The organism is Kinneretia sp. DJ1R-11 (genome assembly GCF_025717595.1).
In the GTDB taxonomy this organism is placed as follows: domain Bacteria; phylum Pseudomonadota; class Gammaproteobacteria; order Burkholderiales; family Burkholderiaceae_C; genus Paucibacter_A.
The window spans coordinates 57010-70267 of sequence record NZ_JAJIRR010000013.1 but is presented as its reverse complement, the minus strand read 5'-3'; the positions used below and the strand labels follow the sequence as shown (position 1 = coordinate 70267).

The window sequence follows — 13258 nt, the reverse complement described above, 5'->3', positions numbered from 1 at the left end:
GCTGGCTCCCTCAGGCTTTCAAGGGGTAGGCGCCGATGACCTTGAAGAAGGCGCAGGATTCACGAAGCTCGGCCAGTGCGGCCTCCACATGGGGTTCGGACGGGTGGCCATCCAGGTCGATGTAGAAGTAATAATCCCACTGACCGGTGCGCGCCGGACGTGATTCCAGGCGCGTCATCGACACGCCGTGCGTCTTCAGCGGCACCAGCAGGTCGTGCATGGCGCCCGGCCGGTTGGGCACAGACACGATCAGGCTGGTGCAGTCGCGGCCGGTCGCCGGTGGCATGGCCATGGTCTGCGGCAGGGTGATGACGGCAAAGCGGGTGCGGTTGTAAGCCTCGTCCTGCACCGCGTGCGCCACGATATGCAGGCCAAACAGGGTGGAGGCGCGTTCGCTGGCGATGGCGGCATAAGCCGGGTTGGTGGCCGCGAGGCGAGCACCCTCGGCGTTACTCGAGACGGCACGGCGCTCGGCGTTCGGCAGGTGCTTGTTCAGCCAGTTCTGGCATTGGGCCAGGGCTTGTGGATGGGCCAGCACGGCCTCGATGTCCTGCAGGCTGTTGTCCTTGCGCAGCAGGTTGTGGCGAATCAGCAAGCTGACCTCGCCGACCACATGGGTGGGGGTGTGCAGGAAAAGGTCCAGTGAGCGGGTGACAACGCCTTCGGTCATATTCTCCACGCCGACCACGCCATATTGGGCACTGCCCGAGGCGGTCGCATGGAAGACTTCGTCGAAGCTGTTGCAGTAGATCAGATCGGCCGCGCCGCCGAAATATTCGATGGCGGCTTGTTCGCAGAAGGTGCCAAAGGGGCCCAGCACAGCCACACGCTGGGGCGACTCCAGGGCCAAGCAGGCCGACATGATTTCACGCCAGATGGCGCTGACATGCTCGTCCTTCAGTGGGCCGCGGTTGGCTTGGCGGATCTTCTCGATCACCTGCGCCACGCGGTCGGGGCGGAAAAAAGGCGAACCCTCGCGGCGCTTGACTTCGCCGACCTGCTCGGCCACATGGGCGCGGCGGTTCAGCAGGTCCAGCAGTTGCTGGTCCAGCGCGTCGATCTGTTGACGCAGGGTGCCCAGTTCGGGCAGCGGGCTGCTGCCGTCCTTATCAGCCATATTGAGCCTCGAAATCCTTCAGGTAAGCCACCAGGGCTTGCACGCCCTCCAGGGGCATGGCGTTGTAAATCGATGCCCGCATGCCGCCCACGGACTTGTGGCCCTTGAGTTGCAGCAGGTTTCGCGCCTTCGCACCGTTCAGGAAGGATTCGTTCAGCTGCGGCGTGTCGTACGCGCCGCGCAGGTAAAACGGGACATTCATGCGCGAGCGGCACTCGGCCGCCACGCGGTTTTCAAACACTGAGGAGGCATCGAGCGCAGCGTAGAGCAGGGCCGCCTTCTCGATATTGCGCTGTTCGATGGCGGCCACGCCGCTCAGCTCGCCGTGGCGGAACTGCTTGAGCCACTGGAACACCAAACCAGCCACGTAGATGCCAAAGGTCGGCGGCGTGTTGTACATGGAGCTAGCTTCGGCCACGGTCTTGTAATCGAAGGCCGAGGGGCAGATCGCCATGGCATGGCCCAACAGGTCCTCGCGCACGAACACCAGGGTCAGGCCGGCCGGGCCGATGTTCTTCTGCGCGCCCGCGAAGGCTAGGCCGACGCGTGACCAGTCGATGGCGCGGGACAGCACATGCGATGAGCAATCGACCACCAGCGGCACCTCGCTGCCGAACGCACGCAGATCGGGCAGCTCATGGAACTCCAGCCCGTCAATCGTTTCGTTGGAGCAGATGTGCACATAGGCCGCATCACGGCGCAGCTGCCAGTTGCTGGTTGATGGCAGGCTGCGGTAGCCGCCCGGGCCGCTGTCGCCGGCAATCTGCACATCGGCATAACGTCGTGCTTCTTGGGCGCTTTTCTTGGACCAGGAACCGCTGACCACCACATCCACCTTGCCCAGACCCTGGCGACCCGCCAGATTCATGGGCACGATGGCGTTCTCGGCCAGGCCGCCGCCCTGCATGAACAGGATGCGGAAATGGCTGGGGACTTGCAGCAACTCGCGCAGGTCACGTTCGGCAGCCTCGGCGATTTCGGTGAACTCGCGGCCGCGATGGCTCATCTCCATCACGCTCATGCCGGAGCCGTGCCAGTCCAGCATCTCGCCGGCCACTTGCTGCAGCACGGCTTCAGGCAATGCGGCCGGGCCGGCGGAAAAATTGAACGGGCGGGAGCTCATCGGATCGGGCTTGGTCGGGTCAACAGCGAATTCGTGGTGCCGATGTACGCGAAAGAGTCGCCACATCGACCTTCAATCAAGGCTGAGCGCAGTGCACGGTAAGCCGTGCTGAGCGCCCGCCGCTCTTTGATTGAATGCTTACTTCTTAGGCGCCGGAGCAGCCGTCGCCGAGGCGGGCTTGGCCGGAATGCCCAACTGCTTGGCCACGCTTTGCTGCAGAACCTTGAAGCGGGTGTCCAACGTGTTGCCGGTATCGGCCATCAGCTTTTCGGTCAGCGCCTTTTGCATTTCGCCGCCCATCTGGCTGAACTTCTTGTTCACTGGCGATTCCAGCCATGCGAGCAATTGCTTGAGCTCTTCTTCATTGAAACGCTCGTCCAGCATCGCGCCCACGGTGCTGGGAGCCAGCTTGATGGCGCGGTCGCGCAGCATCGGTGCGTTCTCTTCGGCGAACTTCTTGACTTCGGCCTCGATGGACTTGGCGGTTGCTTCACGCTTTTCAGGCGGCAGTTGCTGCAGGGCGGCACCGGCGCCCTGCATCAGATTGCCCAGCGGGCCTTGGAGCACGGCGCGCGACAGGTTTTCGATGCCGGGCTGTTGCACTTGAAGCAACTTGGCGATCAGTTCTTTCTTGGCGGGCGACGAAGCAGCCGCGGGTGTGGCTTGCGCATGGCTCACGCTAGCGGCGACGAGCAGAGTGGCTGCAGCAGCCACGGCCTGGATGGCCTTCAGGGCCTTGATGGACTTGGAGTTCAAGCTTATTCCTTGGTGGAGTCGTCGCTGGCGCCGGCGTCGTCGGCGCCGGTGGATTCGCCGTCTTCGGGGTTGGAGTTGGCGTCGGCGTTGCTGTTGTCAACCGCATCGTTTTCCACAATGCGCTGCAAACCGGAGAGCTTGCTGCCGTCGTCCAGGGCAATCAGGGTCACGCCTTGGGTGGCGCGGCCCAGTTCACGGATCTCCGAAACGCGGGTGCGCACCAGCACCCCGCGGTCGGTGATCAGCATGATTTCGTCGTCCGGGCGGACCAGGGTGGCAGCAACGACACGGCCGTTGCGTTCGCTCTGCTGGATTGCAATCATGCCCTTGGTGCCGCGGCCATGGCGGGTGTACTCAAGGATGTTGGTGCGTTTGCCGTAGCCGTTCTCGGTGGCGGTGAGCACGCTTTGCGATTCATCCTCGGCCACCAGCATGGCGATCAGACGCTGCTCGGGTTCCAGCATCATGCCGCGCACACCGCGAGCGGTGCGGCCCAGCGAGCGCACATCGTCTTCGTCGAAACGCACGGCCTTGCCGCCATCACTGAACAGCATCACGTCGTGCTTGCCGTCGGTCAGCGCGGCGCCGATCAGGTGGTCGCCCTCGTCGAGCGCGATAGCGATGATGCCGGCCTTGCGCGGATTGGAGAAATCTTCCAGCGAGGTCTTCTTGACCGTGCCCAGGGCGGTGGCCATGAAGATGAAGTGGCCTTCCGGGAAGGTTCGGAAATCGCCGGTCAGCGGCAGCACGACGGTGACTTTCTCGTCTTGCTGCAAGGGGAACATATTGACGATGGGCTTGCCACGCGAATTGCGTGAGCCCTGCGGCACTTCCCACACCTTCAGCCAGTAGACACGACCGCGATTGCTGAAGCACAGGATCCAGTCGTGGGTGTTGGCGATGAAGAGCTGGTCGACCCAGTCGTCTTCTTTGGTCTGCGTGGCTTGCTTGCCGCGACCGCCGCGCTTTTGAGCCCGGTACTCGCTCAAGGCCTGACTCTTGATATAGCCCGTGTGGGACAAGGTCACGACCATATCGGTGGGCGTGATCAGGTCTTCCGTGCCCAGTTCCTGTGCGTTGTGCTCAATGGCGCTGCGACGGGCGCCGAGCTTGGTCTGGCCGAACTCCTGACGAACCTGCACCAGCTCTTCGCTGATGATGGCGGTGACGCGAGCCGGCTTGGCCAGGATGTCCAGCAGATCGGCGATCTGGGCCATCACTTCCTTGTACTCGCCGACAATCTTGTCCTGCTCCAGCCCGGTCAGGCGCTGCAGGCGCATCTGCAGAATTTCGCCGGCCTGGTCTTCCGACAGGCGGTAGAGACCGTCATCCTGCATCCCGAACATGGCGGGCAGACCGTCCGGACGGAAGGCATTGCGGCCGCCAGGCGTATCGCCTTCAGCGCGCGACAACATCTCGCGCACCAGGGACGAGTCCCAGCTCTTGGCCATCAGTGCGGCCTTGGCCACGGGCGGGGTGGGCGAGGTCTTGATGGTCTCGATGAACTCATCGATATTGGCCAAGGCCACGGCTAGGCCTTCCAGCACATGACCACGTTCGCGGGCCTTGCGCAGTCCATAGACGGTGCGGCGTGTCACCACCTCGCGGCGGTGCTCCAGGAAGACGACGATCAGGTCCTTCAGATTGCACAGTTTGGGCTGACCGTCGATCAGCGCCACCATATTCATGCCGAAGGTGTCTTGCAGCTGCGTCTGCTTGTACAGATTGTTCAGCACCACCTCGGGCACTTCGCCGCGCTTGAGCTCGATCACCACGCGCATGCCGGACTTGTCGCTCTCGTCCTGGATGTGGCTGATGCCTTCGATCTTCTTCTCGTGCACCAGCTCGGCAATCCGCTCGAGCAGCGTCTTCTTGTTGACCTGGTAGGGGATCTCGTCAACGATGATGGATTGGCGGTTGCCGCGGTCGATGTCTTCAAAGTGGACCTTGGCGCGCATCACCACCTTGCCGCGGCCGGTGCGGTAGCCATCGCGTGCGCCAGACAGGCCGTAGATGATGCCGGCGGTCGGGAAATCCGGTGCCGGGATGATTTCCATCAGCTCATCGATGCTGGTGTCCGGGTTCTTCAGCGTGTGCAGGCAGGCATCCACCACCTCATTGAGGTTGTGCGGCGGAATATTGGTGGCCATACCCACGGCAATGCCGGTGGATCCGTTGACCAGAAGATTTGGAATACGGTTGGGTAGAACCAGCGGTTCTTTTTCCGAGCCGTCGTAGTTGGGGCCGAAATCGACAGTTTCTTTGTCAATATCTGCCAGCATTTCATGGGCGATTTTGTCCAGGCGAATTTCGGTGTATCGCATGGCCGCGGCGTTGTCGCCGTCCACCGAACCGAAATTGCCTTGGCCATCGACCAGCATATGGCGCATGGAAAAATCTTGCGCCAGGCGGACAATCGTGTCGTACACCGCGGTGTCGCCGTGCGGGTGGTATTTACCAATCACGTCACCAACGATACGGGCCGATTTCTTGTACGGCCGGTTCCAGTCGTTGTTGAGCTCGTGCATCGCGAACAAGACGCGCCGATGCACGGGCTTCAAGCCGTCACGAGCGTCGGGCAGAGCGCGGCCGACGATCACGCTCATGGCGTAGTCGAGGTATGAGCGCCGCATCTCCTCTTCGAGGCTGATCGGCAGTGTTTCCTTGGCGAACTGGGTCATGCGCTTGTGCTCGGCTCACCCATCAGATGGGCCTGCATCGTTGAGGACAGAAGCGGTGGATTCTAAAGCCATGGGCGATGTCGTAGCTTTGCAACATTCGTCACTGACACGGCATAGGAGCCCGCCACAATACGGCGCTATCGGTGCCCTATGGCACAATCGATGAGTCCCTAGGAGAAACCCGTATTCGGGTATCTTTGAGGTTTTTGTTCAAGTACTGGGCACTCGCAGTGCAACTGCGGCATTCCTTGAGAGGAGAATTCATGAAGAAATTGAACCGCGTGGCATCGCTCTTCGCCGTCGCCGCTTTTGCTGCGTCTGGCGCAATGGCGCAGACCGTCGACAACTGGCGCGCCACCGATGGCACCGTGTGGAAGAACGGTAGCAATGAACACTGCTGGCGCGATGCCAACTGGACCCCGGCTACTGCCGCCAAGGACTGCGATGGCGCACTGAAGCCCGCACCTAAGGTTGAGCCGCCGCCTGCTCCTAAGCCCGCTGAGCCTGTGGTCGCTCCCCCGGCACCGAAGCCCGTCGTTGTGCCGCCGAAGCCGGTCAGCGAAAAGGTCACCTACGCTGCCGACGCCTTCTTCGACTTCGACAAGGCTGTTCTGAAGCCCGAAGCGAAGGCCAAGTTGGATGATCTTTATGGCAAGACCAACGGTGTGAACCTGGAAGTCATCATCGCTGTCGGCCACACCGACTCGGTGGGTTCGGATGCCTACAATCAGAAGCTGTCGGTGGCTCGTGCTGAAGCCGTCAAGGCCTACCTGGTGAGCAAGGGCGCGGAAAAGAACCGCGTCTATACCGAAGGCAAGGGCGAGAAGTCGCCTGTGGCCGACAACAAGACTGCTGAAGGCCGCGCCAAGAACCGTCGCGTGGAAATCGAAGTCGTCGGTACACGCAACAAGTAAGTTCTGAGATGGGCGCTTTCTGCGCCCCTCAAATCAACCCCGCAGCGCTACGGCTCTTGCGGGGTTTTTTTATGCCGGCTTGGTTTGTGTCCGCCAAGCTGCCGGTGATTCTTTGTTGCTACCATCTGCTTCATGACCAATGCTGACCCTCAAGAGCTCGCGAAATTTGGCGACCTCGCCCATCACTGGTGGGATACCGAAAGTGAATTCAAACCGCTTCACCAGATCAACCCGCTGCGATTGGATTGGATTTCTTCCTATTGCCCCTTGGCTGGCAAGCAGGTGCTGGATGTGGGTTGCGGCGGCGGTATCTTGACCGATGCCATGGCTCGCCGGGGTGCGAAGGCGCTCGGTATCGATCTGGCCACCAAAGCCCTCAAAGTGGCACAGTTGCACGCGATGGAGGTGGGGACCGAAGGCGTTGACTATCGCGAGATTGCGGTCGAGGCGCTGGCCCTGGAGCGTCCGGCCAGTTTCGATGTGGTGACGTGCATGGAAATGCTGGAGCATGTGCCCGATCCAGCCTCCGTGGTTCAGGCCTGTGCGGATTTGGTCAAGCCGGGCGGCTGGGTGTTCCTTTCCACCCTGAATCGCAATGCCAAAGCTTTTGTCCAGGCCATTGTTGGGGCGGAGTACGTCCTCAAGATGCTTCCTGCCGGCACGCACGAGTACGCACGCTTTTTGCGCCCCTCGGAGCTGGCGCAGTTTTGTCGTGATGCCGGTTTGGATCTTCAGGCCAGTCGCGGCTTGGGCTACAACCCGCTTAATCAGCGATATAGCTTGAGTGCGGACACTAGCGTCAATTACATGCTGGCCTGCCGCAAGTCTTCATGAGTTCCTGCGTTGCGGATCTTCGTTCGGGCCTTCCTTGGTTGGGGGCGAAGGCAGTCTTGTTTGATCTCGACGGCACTTTGGTCGACAGTGCGCCCGATCTTGCTGGTGCGCTCAACGAAATGCGGCTGGCTCGGCTCATGGCGCCGCTGCCATTGGAAGCTTTGCGGCCCATGGTGGGGGCTGGTGCTCGCGGCATGTTGGCGGTGGGTTTGAGTGTTTCGCCGCAAGATGCGGATTTTGAAGCGCTGAGGATTGAGTTTCTGGATCGATATCAGGCCAGGCTGACGCAGGAAACCGCTTTGTTTGATCAGGTGTACGAGCTGCTGCAAAGCCTGTCGGCGGCCGGTTTGGCTTGGGGCGTGGTGACCAACAAGGCCGAGCGATTCGCGCTGCCTTTGACCGAAGCTCTGGGTTTGAAGCAGCGTGCGTTGGCGGTGGTGGGCGGGGACAGCACGCCTCACGCCAAACCGCATCCTGCGCCCTTGCTCGAAGCGGCACGGCGTGGCGGCATTGCCGCTGAGGCTTGCATCTATGTGGGCGATGACGAACGGGATATCGTGGCGGGACGCGCCGCAGGCATGCGCACGGTGGCCGCAGCCTGGGGCTATCTCGGTCAGGGCGAGTCGGTCGAGGCCTGGAATGCAGATATTGTTCTAAATTCGCCGATCGAGCTCTTGCAAGTGCTTGGCCTGGCCTAAAATACAAAGCTCTGGGGCCGACCAGGTTTCGACGTGGGTGCGGATCCGGAGTAGGGCATGCCGAGCACCAGTCCGCTCGTAAAACCACTGGAAACAAAGTAACTGCAAACGACTCTACGTTCGCACTCGCCGCTTAATTGCGCGTGAGCTTCTCAACGGTTGGCCAATGGGCCGGGCTCAAGCCGCAAGGCTGAAAGCTGAGAAGTCATTCACATTGGCTGGTTGTTCGCCGGGTCACTCGGCAGGCAATAAGATTTAGTGACTGGCGGGAAAGTTAGCGTGCCGCTGCGCGAACTGACCGTGAGATTCAAATCAGACGGCTACGCATGTAGAACTGCCCGGTGATGGCTTGCGGACGGGGGTTCAATTCCCCCCGGCTCCACCATTTAAGACGGTCAGCGCCAATGAAAGACACTCTAGGCGCTGACCATCAAACCCCCTTGAATTGGCGTTGATTGGCGTTCGATTCGCACTTGAGTCGCACGGAAATTCGCACCGATTTGCGCACGTGAAGAAGCCGCCCTCGGGCGGCTTTTTTCGTTTATGGTTGGGCCCACAAAATTTTGGGGGCGCAATTGATTGAGCGAAAGACAGTTCTTGTTCTAGGGGCCGGCGCCAGTTTTCCGTATGGATTGCCGCTAGGAAGCAAACTCAGAGTCGACATTCTTAAGATGGATTGGCGCGAACTTGAGTTTGTGGATATTGACTTGGGTGGCGCTTCGCTTCCCGTAGCTTTTGATGAGTTCCAGCGCGCCTTCAGGCTTGCGGGTGATCTGTCAATTGACGCCTTTCTTGGTACGCGCACCGACTTCATGTCCGTTGGGAAGGCCGCGATTGCGGCCACGTTGCTCCCGCAGGAGCAGATGGATAAGCTCTTTCCCGTAGAGCTGAATCCAGACAATTGGTACGGATATTTGGCGGAAAAGTTGCCGACGGATCCCAAGCTATTGCTTGAGAGTCAGATCTCGTTCGTGACATTCAACTATGACCGTTCGCTCGAGCAGTTCTTCTTGTCTCGTCTGGTGCACAAAAACTGCATGACTGATCAGGAGGCTGCCGCAGTCGTAAGTAAGTTGAGGATTGTCCACGTGTACGGGCAACTGGGTTTCCTGTGGCCAGAGGGGGGTGCTCATGTGCCCTACGGTGGCGGTAGCTCTGACGCAATGCCTGGAAGTATTGGGTTGGCTGCCAAACGCTTGAAATTGATCAAGGATTCAGAGCGACACGGGGAGTCGGACGAGTTCAGGCTTGCGAAGCAGTGGATCCATGAGGCTGAAGCATTGTGCTTCCTCGGTTTTGCCTTTGACCCAACAAATGTCCAGCACCTTGGAGGCTGCGAGATTGCTGCCGGCGGGCGCCCTGAGGGTCGCCACATCAGCTTCGCTGCTTCGGCGCTCGCAAAGACTCAACGCGAGCGAGAGGAAATTGCGCAAAAAATCGCTCTGCATTACCACCCTGTAGACGTCAGCAAGCTCCATGGCGTGGAGAGCTTGATGACGCTTCGGGAATCGCTGGTTTTGGACAAGTATTGGTAGCGGGTCTACTCATTCCCCGCCCGCAACAGCCGCCCCGCCGGCCGCTGATAGTCCTGCGGGATGAACTTGCCGTAGACCTTGAACACCAGCTGGACGTCCACGTGGCCCAGCTGGCTGGCGACGTACCAGGGGTTCTCGCCGGCGGTGAGCAGGCTGCTGGCGAAGGTGTGGCGCACCTGGTAGGGGTTGCGGTACCGGACGCCGGCGCGGGTGCACAGCGGCTGCCACAAGGTCTTGCGGATCTGGGCGTCGGCCTCCCAGGCGGTGCTGGTGCGCGGGTTGAGCCAGACATGGGCGCCGGCCAGGAAGCTGGCAGGTTTCTGGGCGAGCAGCGCGGCCAGAGCTGCGGGGTTGAGGTTGACGTCGCGGATGCCGGCCTCGGTCTTGGGGCCCTTTTCGGTCTTGGACACCAGGTTGAGGTCGATGCGGACCTTGCTGCCCACCCAGTCGATACGGTCCCAGCGCAAGGCCATCAGCTCGCCTGGCCGAAGGCCGGTGGCGAACCAGAATTGCATCATGGGCTGCTCGTCGGCGCGGGCTGCCTTCAGAAGGGCCTCACGCTCGGCCATGGTGAAGGGGTCCACCTCGTAGTCGCTCGCCTTGGAGCTCTGGCGCAGCAGCTTGCCGAGGGCGATGCGATCGAAGGGATTGAACTCGATCAGCTCGTCGTTGAGCGCGTCTTCAAACACGCTGCGCAGGGGTGTCAGCAGGTTGCGAGCGGCCTTGGCCGTGATCCCCATGCCGCCAATCCAGTCGCGCAGCTTGCTGGGCGTGGCCTCGCCCAGGGCGACGTCTGCCCAGAACTGCATGCGCTCGCTCTTGATTGCCTTGGCGTAGCCTTCGAAGGTCGACGGCGACAAGGTCTTGTTCGTCACCTGGCGTTCGTAGGATTCCAGCTGCGTGCTGAGCAGGGTGCGCATCATGATCCGCTTGCCGGCAATGTCGAACTGCTTGGCCCGGGGGCTGTCGGGGAAGTAGTCGGCGTAGTGGAACGTGCCCTCGCTGATCTTGCGCAGCACCTCGGCGCGCAGGCCGCCGGCAATGTTGGCCGCCGTCTGCGTGATCGGGCGGGGCGGCAGCAGCTCGCGGCACTCAACGCCACGGAAGCTGAAGGCGATCTGCAGGCGGCGCTCGGTCTTGAACTCGCGGATCTTTACGCCCCGCGGGAGCGAGATCTCGCGCGCACTGGCACCAGGCTTTGGTGCGGGGCTGCCGCTGTCTCGTGCTGGTCGTTCTCCACCCATTTGTTCACCTCTTCGGGGTTGATCCACAGATTGCCATCGGGGCCGATTTTGCATTGCACCCCGTCAAACCATTGCTGCTTGCGCCGGCGCGCGTGCACCGCGTCGGGCGTGTCGCCGCTGATCTGGCAGTACAGCGGCAGCTTGATCCAGCGCAGCGGGCTGGCGAACACGGGGTCATTGCTGGGCGGGCTGGCGCGGCGCTCTTCAGGCATGACGGTGGTGTGTTGGAGCGCGTGGAGGCGGCCATTCATGATGTTTGTCCGGTGGTGTTGCCCATCGCCACGGCCAGCGCGGCCAGGTAGCCGTCGCGGGCCAGGCGCCTGCGAACGCCCTGGGCCATGTCGCTGTAGCCATCGGGCCAGGGCTTGCTTTCGTGGGCGGCGTGAATTGCGCAGATGGCCTCGATCATGTCGACCGTGGGCAGGGTTGGAACGGTTGCGGACGCTTGGGCTGGCAGGTCATGAGCCAGTAGGGGGGAGCTGATCGCTGCATTCATCCGCGTCATGTGATCGGCCCACTGGGACATGCAGGCGTCCCATCCCGCTTGATAGGCCCACTGGGACACGTAGGCGTCCCGTCCGGCTTGATGGACCAGCTGGTCTGCGCTCATGCTGCACCGCCTTTCGTTTGCCTCGGAAGGCAATGCGGATACAGCGTTCGCAGCCTCTGGACCTCGCGGCGGGCTTTCGCAAACTGCTCTAGGAAGCTATTGCGCTTGATCTTGCGGGCGCTCATGCTGCACCGCCTTTCTTTGCTTCGGCTTTGTCTCTCTGAATAATCGAAGTGCAGCCTTCGTGTCCGTGCTCGCACGCATCGGGCATGCCGCCTGGAAACGAAACACAGCAATCCGCGCAGACCCAAGAGCACTCGCCGCGAGCTGCGCGCAATGTCCACTCCTGCGTAATCCTGTCCATCTCAGAGAGGACGGATGGAGTTACTGGGCTTGTGGTTACGAAAATTCCGGGCATCACTCGCCTCCCTTGGTGCCGATGCCGTGGGCGCGCTCGGCTGCGCGAAAGCCGTCCAGCCATATCTTGGCCGATCCGCCAGAAAGCCAGTATGGGTTGTGGATCTGCTCAGGGCTCAGCGGCTCCCGCTCGGGCTGGCGTTCTGACCAGCGACGACGCTCAATGAGCCCTGCCACGGCCTCGGTGCGTTCGTCGTCATCCGGCCATTTGAGATAGCAGGCAATCATCCCGGCCACGTAGCGGCTCCATGTTGTCGGCTCGGGCTGGGGCTCTGCCTGCTGTAGCTTGAAGTTCGGTTCTGCGTCTTGTACAAGCAGCGTCAGACCGTGCTTTTCGCCTTGGCACTCCATCACCTCAGTGACCGTGCCGAAGTACCGATGCCCCGCATCATCATCACAGGTGGACACATCGACGCTCACACACATTCCTTTCACAAGGTCGGCTATGTCGGGCTGGGGCTCTGCCTGGGGTGCGGCATCAAGGTCAACGCCAGCAGCGACCCCAATTTCAGCGGCCATCTGATTCACCCAATCAACACGATGGGCGGTTACAGCAAAGGCGCGAGAGCTTTTAAAGGCAAGTGTCATCCAGCCACTTTTTGCTGTCAGACAGTGCTTCAGCAACCAGTCAAACGCCTGAGCCTTGGCTACCTGCGCGGGCACTCCCTGGGCCTGCTGCCCCACCCCATCGCATGGATGGTGCGGGTTGTTACACCGGGGGCACTGCGTCAGCGTCGGGGAGCATTTTGCTTGCGGGTTAAATGGCGGCACTCCCTGGGCCTGCTGCACATGCTCTGCCTTGGGTGCGGCAGCGAGCGCCCCGCGATAGGCTTGCCACAGGGCATTCGTGTTTGTGCGGGAGGCGCCGTCTTTGTAGAGGACAGCCATAACGGCATCGTGCATTGCCGGCGTTTCGTTTTCAGGTAGGGCCGGCACTCCCTGGGCCTGCTGCGCCCCGCCATAGAAGCCAATCCGCTCAGACTCATCGACCAATTCATTAAGGAGCTGTCTTGCCTGCTGAGGCGTCAAGGATTCCTTGACAGTTGCGGGCAGCAACGCCAGTGTGTTTTGTCTGCTCATTCAAAAAGCTCCAGTTGTGGCGCGCTGGCCGCCGTGTTGATCGGTGTGGGCTCGGCCTTCTGCCGCAGCTCGAGGGCGTTCTCGCCGAAGGTGTGGCCGAAGCCTTCGGGGGCTTGCGACCAGGTGTGCTTGACCAGGTAAGCGCGGCCAGCGTTCATGGGCCAGGCACAGACCTTGATCACCGTGGCGTTGCCCCAGCGGGTTTTGACCAGGTCCCCGGGTGCGAAGCGAGGCGGCGGTAGGTCGTAGACGGGCGGCGGCAGGTGCTCTTGGCCAGGGAAAGGCCAGTACGTGTTGTCGATGCTCATG

Annotated in this window: 13 protein-coding genes and 1 other RNA gene; 5 read left to right on the top strand and 9 right to left on the bottom strand. The window is 61.4% G+C overall.

Features of this window, described 5'->3' with window-relative positions:
- Positions 1-10: 10 nt before the first annotated feature.
- The 4 genes from pheA to gyrA all read right to left on the bottom strand — a co-directional run bounded on the left by pheA (position 11) and on the right by gyrA (position 5677).
- The gene (pheA, locus tag LNV23_RS19185) at positions 11-1117 is read right to left on the bottom strand and encodes a prephenate dehydratase (protein WP_263564463.1); all 1107 of its coding nucleotides are present in this window, start codon (positions 1115-1117) and stop codon (positions 11-13) included.
- Positions 1110-2240 (bottom strand): 3-phosphoserine/phosphohydroxythreonine transaminase, encoded by a 1131-nt coding sequence (gene serC / locus LNV23_RS19180; protein ID WP_263564462.1) that lies wholly within the window; start codon positions 2238-2240, stop codon positions 1110-1112. The genes pheA and serC overlap by 8 nt, the downstream gene beginning before the upstream one ends.
- 138 nt (positions 2241-2378) lie before the next feature.
- Positions 2379-2996 carry a DUF2059 domain-containing protein gene (locus LNV23_RS19175; RefSeq protein ID WP_263564461.1) on the bottom strand — a complete coding sequence of 206 codons (618 nt, stop codon included), beginning with the start codon at positions 2994-2996 and terminating at the stop codon, positions 2379-2381.
- A gap of 2 nt (positions 2997-2998) precedes the next feature.
- Positions 2999-5677 (bottom strand): DNA gyrase subunit A, encoded by a 2679-nt coding sequence (gene gyrA, locus LNV23_RS19170; protein ID WP_263564460.1) that lies wholly within the window; start codon positions 5675-5677, stop codon positions 2999-3001.
- Positions 5678-5940: 263 nt separating this feature from the next.
- Here gyrA and ompA point away from each other — a divergent pair, with 263 nt between their 5' ends.
- The 5 genes from ompA to LNV23_RS19145 all read left to right on the top strand — a co-directional run bounded on the left by ompA (position 5941) and on the right by LNV23_RS19145 (position 9658).
- On the top strand, positions 5941-6591 hold the full coding sequence (gene ompA / locus LNV23_RS19165) for an outer membrane protein OmpA (protein ID WP_263564459.1): 651 nt from the start codon (positions 5941-5943) through the stop codon (positions 6589-6591).
- A 132-nt stretch (positions 6592-6723) separates the two neighbouring features.
- Positions 6724-7425, top strand: coding sequence for a bifunctional 2-polyprenyl-6-hydroxyphenol methylase/3-demethylubiquinol 3-O-methyltransferase UbiG (gene ubiG / locus LNV23_RS19160; protein WP_263564458.1), 702 nt, complete (start codon positions 6724-6726; stop codon positions 7423-7425).
- A gap of 56 nt (positions 7426-7481) precedes the next feature.
- Positions 7482-8123, top strand: coding sequence for a phosphoglycolate phosphatase (gene gph, locus LNV23_RS19155; protein WP_411910600.1), 642 nt, complete (start codon positions 7482-7484; stop codon positions 8121-8123).
- Positions 8124-8136: 13 nt separating this feature from the next.
- Positions 8137-8508: a transfer-messenger RNA gene (gene ssrA, locus LNV23_RS19150) on the top strand.
- Between the two features lie 286 nt (positions 8509-8794).
- A complete protein-coding gene (locus tag LNV23_RS19145) occupies positions 8795-9658 on the top strand; it encodes a hypothetical protein (RefSeq protein ID WP_263564456.1) in 864 nt (287 codons plus the stop codon).
- Between the two features lie 5 nt (positions 9659-9663).
- Here LNV23_RS19145 and LNV23_RS19140 read toward each other — a convergent pair whose 3' ends face one another.
- From LNV23_RS19140 to LNV23_RS19120, 5 genes are all read right to left on the bottom strand, one after another.
- Entirely contained in the window at positions 9664-10902 is a 1239-nt protein-coding gene (locus tag LNV23_RS19140) for a site-specific integrase (RefSeq protein ID WP_263564455.1), read from the bottom strand.
- Positions 10812-11153, bottom strand: a complete 342-nt coding sequence (xisR, locus tag LNV23_RS24155) for an excisionase family protein (RefSeq protein WP_263564454.1) — start codon at positions 11151-11153, stop codon at positions 10812-10814. The genes LNV23_RS19140 and xisR overlap by 91 nt, the downstream gene beginning before the upstream one ends.
- A complete protein-coding gene (locus LNV23_RS19130; RefSeq protein ID WP_263564453.1) occupies positions 11150-11512 on the bottom strand; it encodes a hypothetical protein in 363 nt (120 codons plus the stop codon). The genes xisR and LNV23_RS19130 overlap by 4 nt, the downstream gene beginning before the upstream one ends.
- Positions 11513-11869: 357 nt before the next feature.
- Entirely contained in the window at positions 11870-12949 is a 1080-nt protein-coding gene (locus LNV23_RS19125) for a hypothetical protein (RefSeq protein ID WP_263564452.1), read from the bottom strand.
- Positions 12946-13257 carry a hypothetical protein gene (locus LNV23_RS19120; protein WP_263564451.1) on the bottom strand — a complete coding sequence of 104 codons (312 nt, stop codon included), beginning with the start codon at positions 13255-13257 and terminating at the stop codon, positions 12946-12948. The genes LNV23_RS19125 and LNV23_RS19120 overlap by 4 nt, the downstream gene beginning before the upstream one ends.
- Position 13258: the final 1 nt, after the last annotated feature.